This window comes from Paenibacillus methanolicus (assembly GCF_008124765.1).
Classification (GTDB): Bacteria; Bacillota; Bacilli; order Paenibacillales; family Paenibacillaceae; genus Paenibacillus_Z; species Paenibacillus_Z methanolicus.
In genome coordinates this window covers 32,958-49,700 of record NZ_VNHS01000003.1, presented here as the reverse complement: position 1 = coordinate 49,700, position 16,743 = coordinate 32,958, and the positions used below count along the sequence as shown (strand labels likewise).

General features: G+C 58.6%; 15 protein-coding genes. 11 read left to right on the top strand and 4 right to left on the bottom strand.

Features of this window, described 5'->3' with window-relative positions:
- Positions 1-50 precede the first annotated feature (50 nt).
- The 4 genes from BCM02_RS09270 (at position 51) to BCM02_RS09255 (ending at position 4,822) form a co-directional block, all read left to right on the top strand.
- Positions 51-602: a hypothetical protein gene (locus BCM02_RS09270; protein ID WP_148928811.1), complete on the top strand. Its 552-nt coding sequence runs from the start codon at positions 51-53 to the stop codon at positions 600-602.
- Positions 603-652: 50 nt separating this feature from the next.
- Positions 653-1,813: a serine hydrolase domain-containing protein gene (locus BCM02_RS09265; protein ID WP_246183288.1), complete on the top strand. Its 1,161-nt coding sequence runs from the start codon at positions 653-655 to the stop codon at positions 1,811-1,813.
- Positions 1,814-2,118: 305 nt separating this feature from the next.
- A complete protein-coding gene (locus BCM02_RS09260; RefSeq protein ID WP_187434110.1) occupies positions 2,119-3,720 on the top strand; it encodes an ABC transporter substrate-binding protein in 1,602 nt (533 codons plus the stop codon).
- 232 nt (positions 3,721-3,952) lie between these two features.
- On the top strand, positions 3,953-4,822 hold the full coding sequence (locus tag BCM02_RS09255) for an SDR family oxidoreductase (protein WP_148928810.1): 870 nt from the start codon (positions 3,953-3,955) through the stop codon (positions 4,820-4,822).
- Between the two features lie 157 nt (positions 4,823-4,979).
- Here the strand turns inward: BCM02_RS09255 and BCM02_RS09250 are convergent, their stop codons facing one another.
- On the bottom strand, positions 4,980-5,429 hold the full coding sequence (locus tag BCM02_RS09250; protein WP_148928809.1) for a GNAT family N-acetyltransferase: 450 nt from the start codon (positions 5,427-5,429) through the stop codon (positions 4,980-4,982).
- 248 nt (positions 5,430-5,677) lie between these two features.
- Here BCM02_RS09250 and BCM02_RS09245 point away from each other — a divergent pair, with 248 nt between their 5' ends.
- The 4 genes from BCM02_RS09245 to glpX are packed head-to-tail and all read left to right on the top strand — an operon-like array spanning position 5,678 to position 11,593.
- Positions 5,678-7,747, top strand: coding sequence for a bifunctional aldolase/short-chain dehydrogenase (locus BCM02_RS09245; protein WP_148928808.1), 2,070 nt, complete (start codon positions 5,678-5,680; stop codon positions 7,745-7,747).
- Between the two features lie 27 nt (positions 7,748-7,774).
- Positions 7,775-9,037 carry an L-rhamnose isomerase gene (gene rhaA / locus BCM02_RS09240; protein ID WP_148928807.1) on the top strand — a complete coding sequence of 421 codons (1,263 nt, stop codon included), beginning with the start codon at positions 7,775-7,777 and terminating at the stop codon, positions 9,035-9,037.
- A 24-nt stretch (positions 9,038-9,061) separates the two neighbouring features.
- Positions 9,062-10,537 (top strand): rhamnulokinase, encoded by a 1,476-nt coding sequence (locus BCM02_RS09235; protein ID WP_148928806.1) that lies wholly within the window; start codon positions 9,062-9,064, stop codon positions 10,535-10,537.
- Positions 10,538-10,591: 54 nt separating this feature from the next.
- Positions 10,592-11,593 carry a class II fructose-bisphosphatase gene (glpX, locus tag BCM02_RS09230; RefSeq protein ID WP_148928805.1) on the top strand — a complete coding sequence of 334 codons (1,002 nt, stop codon included), beginning with the start codon at positions 10,592-10,594 and terminating at the stop codon, positions 11,591-11,593.
- Between the two features lie 73 nt (positions 11,594-11,666).
- Here the strand turns inward: glpX and BCM02_RS09225 are convergent, their stop codons facing one another.
- The gene (locus BCM02_RS09225) at positions 11,667-12,107 is read right to left on the bottom strand and encodes an SRPBCC family protein (protein ID WP_148928804.1); all 441 of its coding nucleotides are present in this window, start codon (positions 12,105-12,107) and stop codon (positions 11,667-11,669) included.
- Between the two features lie 230 nt (positions 12,108-12,337).
- Between BCM02_RS09225 and BCM02_RS09220 the strand changes: the two genes are divergently transcribed.
- Positions 12,338-12,943, top strand: a complete 606-nt coding sequence (locus BCM02_RS09220) for a GNAT family N-acetyltransferase (RefSeq protein ID WP_148928803.1) — start codon at positions 12,338-12,340, stop codon at positions 12,941-12,943.
- 72 nt (positions 12,944-13,015) lie between these two features.
- Here BCM02_RS09220 and BCM02_RS09215 read toward each other — a convergent pair whose 3' ends face one another.
- Positions 13,016-14,287: a sensor histidine kinase gene (locus tag BCM02_RS09215; RefSeq protein ID WP_148928802.1), complete on the bottom strand. Its 1,272-nt coding sequence runs from the start codon at positions 14,285-14,287 to the stop codon at positions 13,016-13,018.
- Positions 14,287-14,967, bottom strand: a complete 681-nt coding sequence (locus tag BCM02_RS09210; RefSeq protein ID WP_148928801.1) for a response regulator transcription factor — start codon at positions 14,965-14,967, stop codon at positions 14,287-14,289. The genes BCM02_RS09215 and BCM02_RS09210 overlap by 1 nt, the downstream gene beginning before the upstream one ends.
- A gap of 240 nt (positions 14,968-15,207) precedes the next feature.
- Here BCM02_RS09210 and BCM02_RS09205 point away from each other — a divergent pair, with 240 nt between their 5' ends.
- Together BCM02_RS09205 and BCM02_RS09200 are read left to right on the top strand one after the other, a co-directional pair.
- On the top strand, positions 15,208-16,041 hold the full coding sequence (locus BCM02_RS09205; protein WP_148928800.1) for a polyphosphate polymerase domain-containing protein: 834 nt from the start codon (positions 15,208-15,210) through the stop codon (positions 16,039-16,041).
- On the top strand, positions 16,035-16,718 hold the full coding sequence (locus BCM02_RS09200; protein ID WP_148928799.1) for a DUF4956 domain-containing protein: 684 nt from the start codon (positions 16,035-16,037) through the stop codon (positions 16,716-16,718). The genes BCM02_RS09205 and BCM02_RS09200 overlap by 7 nt, the downstream gene beginning before the upstream one ends.
- The last annotated feature ends 25 nt before the right edge of the window (positions 16,719-16,743 follow it).

Below are 16,743 nucleotides of genomic sequence, written 5' to 3'. Positions count from 1 at the left end.
TGAAAATCGTGGTAGAATAGAGCGTGTTGTTGGATAAACGAGAAAAGTCGGTGAACGAAATGCACCAGGATGATCGCGATCAAGCCCAAGCGCTGTTCAAACGCCATCGCGGCAATATGATTCGCATGCACAAGGAAGGCGTCCTTCAAACCTATAAAGCGTACGACGTGCCAAAGGAAACGGAAGCGGAATGGACGGCGGAACTCATCGACGAATTAACCAAGTCGTTATCCATTCTCAAAACGGACGCGCTCGAAGAGCTGGAGGCGATGTACAAAATCGGCCAACAGCCGGACATTTACGAAGGCATCCTCAAATTCGCGTCCAAGCAGGTATTGAGCGCGGATAGCATCGTGAGGCTGATCTATGCCGATACGATTTTGAACTTGTTCAAGCTGATGCGGCAGGCGCCGCCCAAAGAAACGCATTACAAGTCGCTCCAGGTGACGACGGAATTGTTGGAGGACGTCATCGCGAAGCCGCTCGTTCTGGATCAGGGCCGAGAGCTGAAGCCATATGGCTTATCGGACAAAAAATCGTTGAACATCCGGGCGCGCCAAAGTTTGGACGAAGCTCGAGAGGTATTCGGCCGGTTCAAGTAGAAGAGGAAGACGAAGTTAAAATTCGCCAATCGCCGGAGGTGCCGTACAAAATGAATGTGGAACGGTTAGAACGTTTGCGCCCGCTGCTGCGCCGCTTCGTCGATCAGGGACCGGCAGGATGCTCCTGCTTGGTCGTACATAACGGGAACGTCGTGTTCGAGGATCATGTCGGGTATGCCGACGAAGCCAGCGCGCGGCCGATCGGGCCGGAGACGATATTCCGCATCTTCTCGAATACGAAGGTCGTCACGTGCGCGGCCGCGCTGATCCTGCTTGAACGCGGAATGTACCTGCTGAATGACCCGCTGGAGGAGTACTTGCCGGCATTCAAGCAGCCGCTCGTCTATCGCGAGGAACAAGGGGAATGGAAGGCGGTACCTTCGACGCGACCGATTCGGGTGAAGGACCTGTTCACGATGTCGTCCGGACTGACCTATCCGGGCGAACACGGTGAGACGGAGCGGGCGACGAAACGGCTTGAAGAAGAACTTAAGGCAGCCAATCGCTTCGATAACCGCTCGCTGGCTCAAGGGCTCGCCGCGATCCCGCTCGCTTTCGAACCGGGGACGCGCTGGCAGTACGGCTATAGCCATGACGTGCTCGGCGCGCTGATCGAGACGCTGTCGGGCAAGACGCTCGGACAATTCATGCAAGACGAGCTATTCGGGCCGCTCGGGATGAATGATACGTTCTTCCGGATTCCGGCTGACAGACGCGATCGGCTGGCGACGATGTATATCCGGGACGAAGCGGGTGTCCGGTCGCCAAGCGGAGAGTTCGAGGCGAACTATCAGCCGGATGCGACGTTCGAGAGCGGCGGGGCGGGCTTGTTGTCCACGCTCGCGGACTACGGCCGTTTCGCCGCCATGCTGGCGCAGGGCGGCGAGCTGGACGGCGTACGCATCCTCGGCGCTCGTACTGTCGATCTGATGGCGGTCAATCAGCTGTCCGGTCAACAATTGGCGGATTACAACTGGCCGTATTTGGCCGGTTACGGGTACGGTCTCGGCGTACGGACGATGATGGATCCGGCGGCCGCGGGCAGCGGCGCCTCGATCGGGGAATTCGGCTGGAGCGGACTTGCCGGGACATGGACGATGATCGATCCGAAGGAGAAGCTGGCGGCGGTCTACATGCAGCAGATGCTGCCGAATCTTGAGGCGATTCATCAGCCGCGGCTGCGCAACGTGATTTACGGCGCGATGGAATAACGAGATGACAAGGTGAAACGGCCGGCGCCTTCAAACTGCGGCGGCGAGCGTTTCGTTCCGGAGAAATATTGGAGCAGAAAGGCCGATTGCCGGTTGTCCGGCGATCGGCTTTTTGCCGTTCGCGGCTAGGCGTCATTCTAGAAAACGCGGTTCGGAATGACTGTCATTTATATTGACGATCATTGATTTCGTATTACATTTCGTTGTTCCGCGCAATTAAGAAAAACGCTTTCATAACCTATAATTATATTTGTAAGCGTTACCATATTGAAAACGAACGGCTATACGAAGGGGGAACTCGCGGAATGCTGCACAAACAAAGAACGGTAATAATGGCTATGCTCCTCACGCTCGTCATGGTGCTAAGCGCGTGCTCGGGCAACAATGGCGGAGGTAACGGAAACAATGGAGGCAACGCGGAACCTGCCAACGCGCAAGCGGCGGAAAGCACCGGCAATGCTGCCGAACCGGCCGCTGCAGGAAGCGAAGGCGGCGCCGACACGACCGAGGAAGTCGCGCTGAAAATGATCTTCGTCGGACCGAAACCGGCCGACTACGACGCCGTGTTCGCGGAGTTGAACAAGAAGCTGAAAGAAAAAATCAACGCGACGTTGGAAGGCGAATTTCTCGACTGGTCCGATTGGGCGCAGAAATATCCGCTCAAGCTCGCCGCGAACGAGGATTTCGATCTGATCTACTCCGCGAACTGGGCCGGCTACCACGACCAGGCGCTGAAAGGCGGCTTCCTGGAGATCACCGAGGACATGATCGCCAAGTATTTGCCTAAGACGCTGGAAGCGATGCCGCAGGTGAGCTGGGACCAAGCGAAGGTGAACGGCAAGCTGTATATGGTGCCGCAGAACCGCGGCGAGTCGGTGGAGAAGCTGATTTTGTACCGCGAAGATCTGCGCAAGAAATATAACCTGCCGGCGATCGACAGCCCGGAAGCATACGCCACGTACTTGAAGACGGTCGCCGAGAAGGAGAAGGGCATCGCGCCGTTCACGCCGGAGACGGGCGATTGGAAATACCACAACCTCGATCGCGTCCTGCTGAAGCAGCAGAACGAGTGGAACATGTTCGACCTGGATATGCCGTTCGCGTTCAAGCTGTCGGACGCGAAGGGTCAAGTGTTCAACGTGTATCAAACGCAGGAGTTCAAAAATCTGCTGGCTTACTATAAAGACCTCGCGGACAACAACGCTTGGGCGAAAAACGTACTCAACAGCAAAGACGACCACCAACAAAAGTTCAAGCAAGGCCTGACGGCGTCGATTACGCACAACAACGGCACGCTCGGCAACCTGATGACCCAAATGAAGCAGGAAAATTCGCCTTACGAGGTCGCGCTGGCGGACGTGACGCCGGATAAAGCGAAATCAATCGCGATCTCGACGCAGAACGGCACGTCGATCCACGCGACGAGCAAGCATCCGGAGCGCGCCTTGATGCTGATCGACCTGATGCAGAACGACAAGGAGATTCACGATCTGATCATGTACGGCGTGCAAGGCGTCCATTACGAACCCGTCGGCGACACGGTCTTCAAGGCGACCGACAAAAACGCGAATTTCACGGGCTTCTCCAACTGGAGCTTCAACTCCCCGCTCAACCGGGACAACGAAGCGTTCCCGAGAGAAGCGTCCGATCTCGTCGCCAAGTGGGAAAGCGGCGTCTACCACTATCCGCTGGAAACGTTCGTATTCGACAATACCAAGGTGAAGAACGAACTCGCGAACATCGGCAACGTCATGCTGCGTTACGCGCTTCCGCTCGAATACGGCGTCGTGAAAGACGTCGATAAAGGGCTTGCGGAATTGAACGAACAGCTGGAAGACGCGGGCGTCGAGAAAGTACGGCAAGAGCTGCAAGCGCAGATCGACGCATTCTTGGCGGCGCAGCAATAACCATTAGATTCGAATGCGCGGCTGAGCGCCGTAAATAAAGTAGAGAGCCAAAACCCGGATTCGCGTCGACGCGAATCCGGGTTTTTCGCGCGTCGCGAAAGACCGGAGCCGCGAACGGTATGGAGGGCGTGGCGCATATGGCGAAACGAACGAGGTGGTTGACAAAAAACCAAACATGTAACTATAATAGTTACAGCTAAGGCGAGAACAATAACGAGTGGAGGACAACAATATGAAATTATTAGTTACCGGGGCTACAGGCAAATTGGGCTCGAAGGTGGTCGAAGCGTTGCTGAAGAAGGTTCCGGCGAGCCAATTGGCGGTCAGCGTGCGCAATCCGGAGAAAGCGGCTGAACTGAAGGCGCAAGGCGTCGAGGTGCGGCAAGGCGATTTCGACCGTCCGGAGACGCTGGATGCGGCGTTCGCGGGTATTGACCGTCTGCTGATGATCTCGGCGGACGGCGATACCGAGACGCGCATTCGGCAGCATACAGACGCGGTCGCGGCGGCGAAACGGGCGAACGTCGGCTTCATCGCGTACACGAGCGCGACGAACGCGCGCGAGAGCTCGCTGTTCCTGGCCGAGGTGCATCGCGTGACGGAAGAAGCGATGATCGCGACGGGCATTCCGTACGCGTTCCTGCGCAACAACTGGTATTTGGAGAACGAGCTCGGCAGCATTCAAGGCGCGCTGGCCGGTCAGCCGTGGCTGACGTCTGCGGGCGGCGGGAAGGCGGGCTGGGCATTGCGCCAAGAGTACGCGGAGGCTGCAGCGGCCGTATTGGCAGGGGAAGGACACGAGAACGCCGTCTACGAGCTGGGCGGTCCGCTCCGTACCCAAGAAGAGCTGGCAGCCGCGGTTAGCGCGGTCATCGGACGCGACATTCCGGTTCATCAGGCCGACGATGCCGAATATGCGTCGATCATGGCGGGAGCGGGCGTACCCGATTTCGTCGTTCCGATTCTGGTCGGCATTCAGAAGGGCATTCGCGAAGGCGCGCTCGAAGTGGCCAGCGGCGATCTCGAGAAGCTGATCGGCCGTCCGGTAACGACGCTCGATCAAGCATTGGCCGCGCTCGTGAAAGAACTGCCGTCCGCATAATCGAGCACGACAGCGTTTAGACAACCAACCGGCGACCGCGATCCCGGACGAGATGGCCGTCTTGACGGCAAATTGCCGATAACTGCGAGGGGCCGTCCCAGGCGTCATGAATAATGACTGCCGGGACGGCCCTTTTTCGCGGTGTAGCGACTGCTCCTTATTCGAAACGCAATTTCATATCGATATGCGGAATGTTATCCTCCAAATAAACGTCCGATACGTTCGCGAAGCCGAACGAATGATAGAACTTCTCCAGGTAGGCTTGCGCTTGAATCTTAACCTCGGTCTCTCGCCAATCCTCGCGTATGTAGTCCAATCCTCGCTGCACCAGCTCGGCGGCGATTCCCTGCCCTCTATACTTTTGACTGACCAGCACTCTACCGATAGAAGCTTCCTTATAAGCAAGTTCCGGGGGCAAAATGCGCAGATAGGCAACCACGTTCCCCTCTTCGTCCACCCGATATAGATGAACCGACTCCAAATCTTTGCCGTCCGTCTCGGGGTAAGGGCATTGCTGTTCCACGACGAATACTTGCGTACGCGCCTGCAATATGCGGTAAAGCTCCAGCGTCGTCAGCTCGCCGAATGTTTTTAAGATCCAGGTCATGTCGGGTTCTCTCCTTAAATTGCGAAACTTCGCGATCTGTTGACATGATACACGAAAAGAGGAATGACCGCATCGTCAAAACAGCTCTTGCGCACGACTTGTTTCCGTTTCGGGCGCGGTTCGCTTCGCAAAATCGCTTTTTGTTTTTGTTTTCTTTTGTTTTTTATTTAATTTTCTATTTTCAAAACAAAACAAACATGTTACTATCCGATTATAGAACTAATTCCATACATTCGGAGGTAAACAAAATGGTGCAAAGCTTGTGGCAAGAGGCGGAAGCGTCCCAACATACGAACGGACTCGATCAGCTGGTGTACCGGTCCAACCTGATCGGCGCCGATCGCCGGGTGTGCAATATTTTCGGCGGCAATACGTCGAGCAAGACGACCGTGCAGGATTTTCGCGGGCGCGATATCGAAGTGATGTACGTGAAAGGAAGCGGCTCCGATCTCGGCTCGATGAAGGCGGGCAACTTCACGGGTCTTCGCATGGACGACATTCGACCGCTGATCGAGCGAGAATCGATGTCCGACGAAGAGATGGTCGCCTACCTCGGCCATTGCATGATCGACGCCAAACATCCGCGCGCCTCGATCGAGACGCTGCTGCACGCGTTCCTGCCGTTCAAGCATGTGGACCATACGCATCCGGATGCAATTATCAGCCTGTGCTGCGCGGACAACGGCAAGGAGCTGGCGCGCGAGATCTTCGGCGACCGCTTCGTCTGGGTGCCTTACGTGCGTCCCGGATTCACGCTGTCGAAGATGATCGCCGAGGGCGTGTTCGCGAATCCGAACGCCGAGCTCGTGCTCATGGAGAAGCATGGCCTGGTTACGTGGGGCGAGACGAGCGAAGCGTGCTACTCGCAGACGATCAACATCATCAACGAAGCGGAAGCGTTCATCGAAGCGCGCGTGAACGAAGCTCGTCTGTTCGGCGGTCAGAAGCACGAGGCGCTGCCGGCGGATGTACGTCGCCAGATCGCGTCGCAAGTGATGCCGACGATCCGCGGCGCGGTATCGGATGGCAAGAAAATGATTCTCTCCTTCGACGATCAAGCGGACGTGCTCGCGTTCGTCGGCGGCTTCGATGCGCCGCAGCTGTCGCAGGTCGGCGCCGCTTGTCCGGACCACCTGGTGCACACGAAGGTCGTGCCGCTGTTCATCGACTGGACGCCGAACGCGGACGACGTCGCGGGTCTGAAAGCGAAGCTCGTCGAAGGCGTTGCCGCTTACAAGGAGCAGTACAAAGCGTACTTCGAACGCAACAAGAACGAAGGCGACGTCATGTTCGAAGCCGCGCCGCGCGTGATCCTGATCCCGGGCGTCGGCATGGTGAACACGGGCAAAAGCTGGGCGCTCTCCCAAGTGAGCGGCGCGCTGTACCACCGGGCGATCGCGGTCATGCGCGGCGCGACGGCGCTGGGCCAATTCGTCTCGCTGAGCGAGAACGAATCGTACAACGTGGAATATTGGCCGCTCGAGCTGTATAAGCTGTCGCTTGCGCCGGCCGAAGCCGAGTTCTCCCGCAAGGTGGCGTTCATTACCGGCGGCGCCGGCGGCATCGGCAGCGAGACGGCGCGCCGCTTGGCTTCAGAAGGCGCGCACGTCGTGCTGGCGGATCTGAATCTCGAAGGCGCGCAGAAGGTCGCGCAGGAGATCAACGACAAGTACGGCGAGAACCGCGCATTCGCCGTGAAGATGGACGTAACGGACGAGGCGGCCGTCCAAGCCGCTTATGCGGAAGTCGCGCTCGTCTACGGCGGCGTCGACATCATCGTCAACAACGCCGGTCTGGCCACGTCCAGCCCGTTCGACGAGACGTCGCTGAAGGAATGGAACCTGAACATGAACGTCCTCGGCACAGGGTATTTCCTCGTGGCGCGCGAGGCGTTTAAACTAATGAAGGCACAGGGCATCGGCGGCAACATGGTGTTCATCGGCTCGAAGAACTCGGTCTACGCGGGCAAGAACGCGACGGCCTACAGCGCGGCCAAGGCGCTCGAAGCCCATCTGGCGCGCTGCATCGCGGCGGAAGGCGGCGAGTTCGGCATTCGCGTCAACACGATTCTGCCTGACGCGATCCTGCAGGGATCTGCGATCTGGAACGGATCGTGGCGGAACGAGCGGGCGGCCGCATACGGCATCGAGCCGGACCAGCTGGAGGAATACTACCGCAAGCGCACGACGCTGCTCGTGAATATTTATCCGAAGGACATCGCCGAAGGCATCGCGTTCTTCGCCTCGTCGAAGTCCGACAAGACGACCGGCTGCATGCTGACGATCGACGGCGGCGTGCCGGCGGCGTTCACGCGCTAATCGCGCCAATAAGGAGGAGAATATCCGATGACGGAACCGGCCATTCAACAAGCCTACGAGGCAGCCAAGGCGCTGTACGCGCAGCATGGCATTGACACGGACGAGGTACTCAAGAAGCTGGAAACGATCAAGATCTCGATGCATTGCTGGCAAGGCGACGACGTGCGGGGCTTCCTGAACCGCGGCCAGGAGCTGACCGGCGGCATCTCGGTAACCGGCAGCTATCCGGGCGCGGCCCGTACGCCCGAAGAGCTTCGTGCGGATCTGGAACAGGCGTTCGCGCTCATCCCGGGCAAGCATAAGGTCAATCTGCACGCGATCTACGCCGATACCGACGAGCAAGTGGAGCTCGATAAGCTCGAGCCGAAGCATTACGAGCGTTGGGTCGCGTGGGCGAAGGAGCAGGGGCTCGGATTGGATTTCAATCCGACCTGCTTCTCGCACGAGAACTCGAAGGACGGCTTCACCCTTAGCCACCCGGACGAGAACATTCGCCGATTCTGGATCGACCATTGCAAAGCATCCCGTCAGATCGGCGCTTACTTCGGCGAGCAGCTCGGCCAGACCTGCGTGACGAACGTGTGGGTGCCGGACGGCTTCAAAGATAATCCGGTCGACCGGATGTCGCCGCGAAAGCGGCTGAAGGCGTCCTTGGACGAAGTGTTCGCGGAGCCGATCGATCCGCGCTACAACCTCGACGCCGTCGAGAGCAAGCTGTTCGGACTCGGCTCGGAAGCGTACGTCGTCGGTTCGCACGAATTCTATATGGGCTACGGCTTGCAGAACGACAAGCTGATCTGTCTGGACGCGGGCCACTTCCATCCGACGGAAGTGATCTCGAACAAATTGTCTTCGCTCGCGCTGTTCACGAGCGGCATTCTGCTTCATGTCAGCCGTCCGATGCGCTGGGACAGCGACCACGTCGTCATCATGGACGACGAGCTGCTCGAGATAGGCCGGGAGCTGGTCCGCCACGATCTGCTCGGCATCACCCATATCGGCCTCGACTTCTTCGACGCGAGCATTAACCGGGTCGCGGCATGGGTCGTCGGGACGCGCAATACGATCAAGGCGCTGCTGCGCGCGATGCTGGAGCCGGTCGAAGCGCTGAAGCAGGCGGAGCTGGAAGGCGATTACACGACGCGCCTCGCGCTGACCGAGGAATTCAAGTCGTATCCGTTCGGCGCGGTGTGGGACTACTACTGCGCGTCGAAGGGCGTGCCGGTCCGCGAACAATGGATCCGGCAGGTCAAAGCCTATGAGCAAGACGTACTGGTGGCGCGAGGTTAATCGGATGTAAGGGAGGATACGCGCATGTCTAGCGCATTGGCATTCGATTTGGGCGCGAGCAGCGGCAGAGCGATTCTCGGCCGGCTGCAGGACGGGAAGATCGTGACGGAAGAGCTGCACCGCTTCCCGAACGACCCCGTCCAGGTCGGCGACCGTCTACAGTGGGACCTTCTCCGCCTTTATCACGAAATCAAGCAGGGGCTGCTCAAAGCGAAGCATGCCGGCGTAGAGCCGGCGAGCATCGGCATCGATTCGTGGGCGGTCGATTACGGCCTGCTTGCCCGCGACGGCAGTCTGCTCGGCAATCCGAACCATTACCGGGATCGCGCTTCCGAAGGGATGATGGAGAAGCTGGGAGAGGAGATCGGCGAAGCGGAGATCTTCGCGCGAACGGGCATTCAGTTCTTGCCGTTCAACACGATCTACCAATTAACCGCGCAGTCGCGCGCCGGGTCGCCGCTGCTGGAGTCTGCCTCGCATCTGCTCATGATACCGGATTTGCTGCGTTATTTCCTGACCGGCGAACGGTACCATGAATTCTCCAACGCGACGACGACCCAGCTGTACAATCCGGTCTCGGAGCAATGGGACGGCGCGCTGCTGGGCCATATCGGCGTGTCGGAGACGTTGTTCAGCCCGGTGCTGAAGCCCGGCGCTCAGGCAGGCGTCGTGCAGCCGTCGGTCCGCGAGGAGCTCGGGATCGGGCCGATTCCCGTTTATGCGGTCGCCGAGCACGATACGGCGTCGGCCGTCGTGGCGGTGCCGGCTCTGGAGCGGTCGTTCGCCTACTTGAGCTGCGGCACTTGGTCGCTGCTCGGCACGGAGATCGAGCGGCCTGTTATTACAGATGAAGCCCGCGCGCTCAACTTCACGAACGAGGGCGGCTTCGGCGATACGTACCGGCTGCTGAAGAACATCATGGGGCTGTGGATTTTGCAGGAAAGCCGTCGGGCTTGGGAGCGCGAAAGCAAGTCGTTCACGTTCCCCGAGCTCGTGCAGCAAGCCGGCGAGGCGCCGGCGTTCGCCGCGTTCATCGATCCGGATGACCCGAGCTTCATGGCGCCGGGCGATATGCCCGCGCGCATCCGACAGTACTGCGAGCGGACCGGACAGGAAGCGCCGCAGACGCCGGGCGCGATCGTGCGCTGCATTCTGGAGAGCCTGGCGCTGAAGTATCGGTATGTGCTCGAACTGACGGAGCGGTTGTCCGGGCAGCGATTCGGCGGACTTCACATGGTGGGCGGCGGCATTCACAATACGCTGCTGTGCCAGTGGACGGCCGACGCGATCGGCAAGCCGGTCTGGGCGGGACCTTCCGAAGGCAGCGCCATCGGCAACCTCGCGGTGCAGTGGATCGCCCGCGGCGACTTCAAGGATATATGGGAAGCAAGAAGCGTCATCCGGGACTCGTTCCCGGTTACCACCTATGAACCCGGAGCCGGCCAAGCCTGGGAAGCGGCATACGAGCAATTCTCGCGCGTGACGGGGCTCGATCGCTAATCGATCGACGCTGCTCGCGGCGGGACGGCAAATGACGTTTGGGGGAGACGTAACATGGAGAGAGAACTTGCGCTGGAGATCGTGCGCGTCACGGAGGCGGCGGCGCTCGCGTCCGCGCCTTGGATGGGACGCGGCAACAAGAACGAAGCGGACGGGGCGGCGACGTCGGCCATGCGCCTGATGTTCGATTCGGTGTCGATCGTCGGCACGGTCGTCATCGGGGAAGGCGAGATGGACGAAGCGCCGATGCTGTATATCGGGGAGCGCGTCGGGACGCTCGACGGGCCGGAGGTCGACGTGGCCGTCGACCCGCTCGAAGGGACCGAGATCGTCTCGAAGGGGCTGAACAACGCGCTGTCCGTGCTGGCGATCGCGCCGAAGGGGCAGCTGCTGCACGCGCCTGACATGTATATGGAGAAACTGGCGGTCGGTCCGCAGCTGCGCGGGAAGCTGAGCATCACGGATCCGCCCGAGGTGACGATCGAGAAGGCGGCGAAGGCGCTCGGCAAGCCTGTATCGGACTTGACCGTCATGATTCTCGACCGCGACCGTCACAAGGAGCTGATCGGCACGCTGCGTTCGATCGGCGTCCGCATCAAGTTCCTGTCGGACGGCGACGTCGTCGGCGCGATCTCGCCGTCCTTCCCGGAGACGGGCATCGATCTGTACATGGGTTCGGGCGGCGCGCCGGAAGGCGTGCTTGCCGCCGCCGCGCTCAAGTGTCTCGAAGGCGAGCTCCAGGGTCGTCTCATGCCGGCCGACGAGGCGGAATGGAGCCGCTGCATCGAGATGGGAATATCGGACCCGCTCAGCGTGCTCTTCATGGACGACATGGTCGGCACCGGCGACGTCATCTTCGCGGCGACCGGCGTGACGCCGGGCGAGTTCCTCGGCGGCGTCCGTTATTTGTCCGACCAGCGTGCCGAGACGCATTCCATCGTCATGCGGGCGAAGACGCAGACGGTGCGGCATGTGAAGGCGACGCATTTTCTGCCCAACAAGCCGTATCTGCAGTCCGTTCGCGCGCCGAAGGCGCAAGTGGAAAGCATCGGCTAGCGCGCTTAAGTCATAGGGTATCGCAATAGGAAGACCGCCTGCAGGGGCGGTCTTTTTGGCGTGCTGCAGGGGGTTACCCGCGGCTCTCCAGCAGCTTCTTCAACAGGCGTAGATCGTTATTGTTCGCCCGGCGCATCATGAAGGCCATGAGCGGGGAGACGAGCGCCGAGAATCCCCGCGGCGTCCCGCGGTTGCGCAGCGTCATGCGGGTGGCGCGCTCGCCGGCGCTTTCCCACGCGTAGGTCGTCTCCATCGGGAACGGACCGTCGGCGGTCTGCATGACGAGAAGTTTCCCGGGCTCGTACGCCGCGATTTCGTAGACGTACGACAGTTCCTTGCCGAGGAACCGGGCTCGGAATGCGGCCTGCGCGCCAATTTCCACTTGATCGCCGCGCGCCCATTCCGCCGAATCGATATTGACGTACCATTCGGGCGCGTGGACGGGATTCGCGGCATAGGCGGCGGTCCGTTCGACCGGCGCGCCGATGATGATCTCGGTTAAGACATCGACCATGAAGCGTGCTTCCTTTTCGAATAGAGTGGTTGACAATTGCGTGTTGTTCAAAAGATTAGTATAACCGGGGGTCGCATGCATCATGCAAGGTTGATCGCGCTCCTGCGATTATTCCTTATTCGCCCGATCCGATGACAATGGCCATCCGCAGCCTTCTTTGCCATAAATTAATTAGGGGACTCGTCCGGCATCCGTTATGATAGAGAAAAAACGAAAGGCGGCGCGGCATCATGAGCGTGAAACTATTAACGGCGAATACGGGGTTGGAAGGCGATACGGTCATGCTGGAGCCGCTCGAGCCGGGGCACCGGACGGCATTGGCCGAACTATTGAACGATCCGGCGATTTGGCAATTTACGTGGAGGACGGTCACCTGCCTGGAAGAGGGAGAAGCGCTCGTGGACGAAGCGCTGCTGGCGCGGGCCGCAGGGAAGCAATTGCCGTTCGCCGTTATCGATAAAAAGAGCGGCCTCATCGTCGGCACGACGCGCATCGCGGATATGAGCCCGGTTCATCGGCATGCGGAGATCGGCTATTCATGGCTGACGCCGGGCGTATGGCGCTCGTCCGTGAACACGGAGTGCAAGCGGCTGCTGCTCGCCTACTGCTTCGAGGAGTTGAACGCGCTGCGCGTGCAATTCTCGGTCAGCCACTTCAATGAACGGTCGCAACGCGCGGTCGAACGGATCGGCGCCGTACGGGAAGGCGTCCTGCGGCGGGCAAGGGTGAAGCCCGACGGTTCGATTCACGACGTCGTCCTCTACGGCATCGTGGACGGCGAATGGCCGAATGTGCGGGATCGAATCGACGGCTTGTTGGGTAAACAATATGTTTGAATATAAACCAAAAAACGAACTGCTCGGGGACAAGTCCCTGTCGGCAGTTCGTTTTTCTTTTTGCAATGACTTCTAATCCAGCTGCACGGTGAACGTCGTGAGCTCGTTCGGCACGCTCTTCGCGGTAATCTTGCCCCGGTGCTGCTCGACGATCGATTTGGCGATCGCAAGGCCGAGGCCATAGCCGCCAAGCTGACGGGCACGGGAGGCATCCGCCCGGTAGAAGCGGTCGAAGATGCGGTCCAGATGCTCCGGCGCTATGCCGGGGCCGGTATTGCATACCGCTAGCTGGATATGGCCGTGATGGCGCTTCAGCGACAGTTGAACGGAACCGTGGGGGTTCGTATATTTGATCGCGTTGTCCAGCAAAATCATGACGACCTGCTTCATCTGCTCGCTGCTGCCGGTCACCGTCAGACCGGGTTCGATATCGTAGTCGAGCGTGAGCTCCTTCTCGAAGATGACCGCTTCCATCGTCAGAATCACCCCGTCTACCGCATCGCTCAGATCGAACGGGACGTGGATCACGCTTGCGCGCGCGTCGTCCATCTGGGTCAGGTAGAGCAGATCGTTCGTGAGCGTCTTCATCCGCTCCGTCTCCGATTTGATATGATGCAGCCACTTGGTCTGATCGTTGATCGTGTCCTCGCCGTTGGCTAGAAGCACGTCCGCGTTCGTGTTGATAACGGTCAGCGGCGTCTTCAATTCATGTGAGGCGTCGGCGATGAACCGCTTCTGCTTCTCGAACGCTTCCTTGACCGGCGCGATGGAGCGTCCGGCGAAGTAACGGGAGGCGAGATAGATGACCCCGAGCATGACGATCGCGACTGCGGAGAACGTATAAACGAGATTAGTCAAGATGTCCTGCTGCGGCGTGACATCCATGCAAAATACGCTGTATCCCGTCGGAATCGCCATGACGCTGTAAGCCCATCGCGTACCGTCGATCGTGAACTGGCCGTCGTCGTCGCTGCTCGCGGCCGCGTGTTTCACCGCTTCGGCGTACAAGCTGTCGTCGAGCTCGAAGCGCGAGTTTTTCTCCGTAATCGTCCAATCCGCGTCGGTCTTTGCTTCGAAGGCGACGAAGCGGGGGCCTTGATTGCCGCCTTGAAAATCGCCGCCTTGAAAGGTGCCTTCCTCTTTCGGCGGTCCTCCTTGACCTTGACCTTGACCTTGGCCGTCCATCTTGCGGTTCGAATCCGCCATCCGGTGCAAATCCATCCGAATGTCGTTCTGAACGTCGCGGTACGTGATCGTATAAATCGTGCCGAAGGCCACGAACATGATGAACGTAATAATGATCATGTTCATGAGCAGGAATCGGTTGCGCAGTCGATTGAACATCAGCCGCTCACCTCTTCCAGCACGTAGCCGACGCCGCGGATCGTGTTGATGCGCACCGAAGATTGAAGGAACGTCAGCTTCTTCCGCAAGAACGAAACGTACACTTCGACGTTATTGTGCTCGGCGTCCGAATCGAAGCCCCACAGCTTCTCGATGATCTGCTCCTTGGAGGTGACCGCCTGCTTGCGCGTCATCATCAGCTCGAGCAGCTGACTTTCCTTTAAGATGAGCTTCAGCTCTTTGCCCTTGCAGGCGAGTTTCAAATACGCCGTATTCAACTCGATATCCCCGAAGCGCAGCCCGTCCTCCGGCACGACCTCGCCTTTGCGCCGCAGCGCCGCGCGGATACGCGCCAGCAGCTCGCCGGTATTGAACGGCTTGGCGATGTAATCGTCCGCGCCGTAGTCGAGTCCGGCGATTTTATCCGGAATCTCGCCTTTGGCCGTCAGCATGATGACCGGCGTGGCCATGCCTTTCGCGCGCAGCCGCTTCAAGATCGAGATGCCGTCCATGCCGGGAAGCATGATATCGAGCAGCAGCAGATCATAAATATCGCTCAGCGCGAAATCGAGTCCTTCTTCGCCGTCGTGCACGATGTCTACCGTATAGTTTTCCTTCTTTAATATTTGCGAGAGGGCCTCGGCAAGATTGACCTCGTCTTCTACGATTAATATTCGCATGGCTACAACCCCTTATGTCGTCCTGTCCTTAGTGTAGGGCGGGAACCTTTAATGAACCTTAAGCCGCGGATCGTTTCGCTTCATTATAATAGAACCGTTTGTCCGCTTCCAACGCGGGTTTTCGATAAAAGTTTACGAGGCCTTAACAATTTAAGATTCGCTAAAGGTTGGGGTCCTAAGATACAGGTATAGCAGGACGGCGCTTACGCCGGCAGCAAGGAACGAAAGGGGCGCTGAACGATGGCGATCGAAGTATTTAACCGATACGAGAACAAATATTTGATGGACACGAAAGCCTTTCATAAGCTGCATGACCGATTGATGGACTACGTGGAGCTCGATGCGTACAACAAAAACGACCAGTTCTACTCCATCAGCAACCTGTACTATGACACCGAGCATCATTCGCTTATTCGGAATAGCCTCGCAAAACCGAAATACAGGGAGAAGCTGCGGGTTCGAGCTTACGGGGTGCCGGCAGGGGACGCGAAAGTGTACTTGGAACTGAAGAAGAAGGTGTTCGGTCTCGTCAACAAGCGGCGGACGGCGCTGAAGCTGCACGAAGCGTACGAATTCGTCCGGACGGGCAAGCCGCCCGCGTTCCGGGATGGGATGAACCGGCAAGTGATCGCGGAGATCGAATACTTCCTGTCGCGGTATGAGCTGAAGCCGATGACGTATCTGGCTTACGACCGGATCGCGATGTTCTGTAAGGGCAATCGGGATTTGCGGATTACTTTCGACACGAACATTCGGTCGAGGCGGCATGATCTGGGGCTCGAGCTTGGCGACCACGGCGAGCAGCTGATGGAACGGGGACAGTGGCTGATGGAGGTCAAGGCGGAGAAGACGGTTCCGGTCTGGTTGGCTAAGCTGCTCGACGAGCACCAAATGTACCGGACGAGCTTCTCGAAATACGGCAACGAGTACAAAAAATCGATTCGCCACGCGCACCTTATCCACGCGGATGCGGAAATTGCGGCGACGGACAAGTATACGCCAGCATTCCTGGCACCTGAAATTTTGACATCATCCCATATGACATCTGAAGAGGAGCGTATCGTACCATGTTAGAATCCATTTTCGCATCCAGCACGACTGCCACAGAGTTGACGTTTACTCACGCATTATTGACCTTTGCCATCGCCATCCTGCTCGGCGGCGTCATCAGCTGGACTTACATGAAGACGCAGACCGCCCATTCGCCGAGCTTCACGCTGACGATGATGGTGCTGCCGACGATCGTCGCGATCATCATTCTGCTAATTGGCAGCAACATCGCCCGCGCCTTTAGTCTTGCCGGCGCCTTCTCGATCATCCGGTTCCGCAGCGCGCCGGGCGATTCGAAAGACATTTCGTACGTGCTGTTCTCGATGGCGGCCGGCCTTGCTTGCGGCGTCGGCGCTTACGGTTACGCGGTACTGTTCACGGTTCTGCTGTGCATGCTGATGTTAGTACTGAAGGCGATGAAATTCGGCACGAACAAAGACGCGGTCAAAACGCTCAAAGTGACGATTCCGGAAAGCCTCGGTTACGAAGAAGCGTTCGACGAAATCTTCCGCAAATTCGGCGTGGAGTACGAGCTCAAGAAGGTACGAACGACGGAACTTGGCAGTCTGTACGAAGTGGTCTACGCCGTGAAACTCAAACCCGATTTGAATCAAAAGGAATTGCTCGACGCCGTCCGCACCCGCAACGGCAACCTGGATATTACGCTGACGATGAGCCCTGCAGCCGTGCAGGAATATTAAGAAGGTTGTTCTTGAATGGCCGACT

What these genes read in the sequence shown, in the direction of transcription:
- BCM02_RS09265 (WP_246183288.1), top strand. Translation starts at nt 653, where the DNA reads ATGAATGTGGAACGGTTAGAACGTTTGCGCCCGCTGCTGCGCCGCTTC.
- BCM02_RS09260 (WP_187434110.1), top strand. Translation starts at nt 2,119, where the DNA reads ATGCTGCACAAACAAAGAACGGTAATAATGGCTATGCTCCTCACGCTC.
- BCM02_RS09255 (WP_148928810.1), top strand. Translation starts at nt 3,953, where the DNA reads ATGAAATTATTAGTTACCGGGGCTACAGGCAAATTGGGCTCGAAGGTG.
- BCM02_RS09250 (WP_148928809.1), bottom strand. Translation starts at nt 5,429, where the DNA reads ATGACCTGGATCTTAAAAACATTCGGCGAGCTGACGACGCTGGAGCTT.
- BCM02_RS09245 (WP_148928808.1), top strand. Translation starts at nt 5,678, where the DNA reads ATGGTGCAAAGCTTGTGGCAAGAGGCGGAAGCGTCCCAACATACGAAC.
- rhaA (WP_148928807.1), top strand. Translation starts at nt 7,775, where the DNA reads ATGACGGAACCGGCCATTCAACAAGCCTACGAGGCAGCCAAGGCGCTG.
- BCM02_RS09235 (WP_148928806.1), top strand. Translation starts at nt 9,062, where the DNA reads ATGTCTAGCGCATTGGCATTCGATTTGGGCGCGAGCAGCGGCAGAGCG.
- glpX (WP_148928805.1), top strand. Translation starts at nt 10,592, where the DNA reads ATGGAGAGAGAACTTGCGCTGGAGATCGTGCGCGTCACGGAGGCGGCG.
- BCM02_RS09225 (WP_148928804.1), bottom strand. Translation starts at nt 12,107, where the DNA reads ATGGTCGATGTCTTAACCGAGATCATCATCGGCGCGCCGGTCGAACGG.
- BCM02_RS09220 (WP_148928803.1), top strand. Translation starts at nt 12,338, where the DNA reads ATGAGCGTGAAACTATTAACGGCGAATACGGGGTTGGAAGGCGATACG.
- BCM02_RS09215 (WP_148928802.1), bottom strand. Translation starts at nt 14,287, where the DNA reads ATGTTCAATCGACTGCGCAACCGATTCCTGCTCATGAACATGATCATT.
- BCM02_RS09210 (WP_148928801.1), bottom strand. Translation starts at nt 14,967, where the DNA reads ATGCGAATATTAATCGTAGAAGACGAGGTCAATCTTGCCGAGGCCCTC.
- BCM02_RS09205 (WP_148928800.1), top strand. Translation starts at nt 15,208, where the DNA reads ATGGCGATCGAAGTATTTAACCGATACGAGAACAAATATTTGATGGAC.
- BCM02_RS09200 (WP_148928799.1), top strand. Translation starts at nt 16,035, where the DNA reads ATGTTAGAATCCATTTTCGCATCCAGCACGACTGCCACAGAGTTGACG.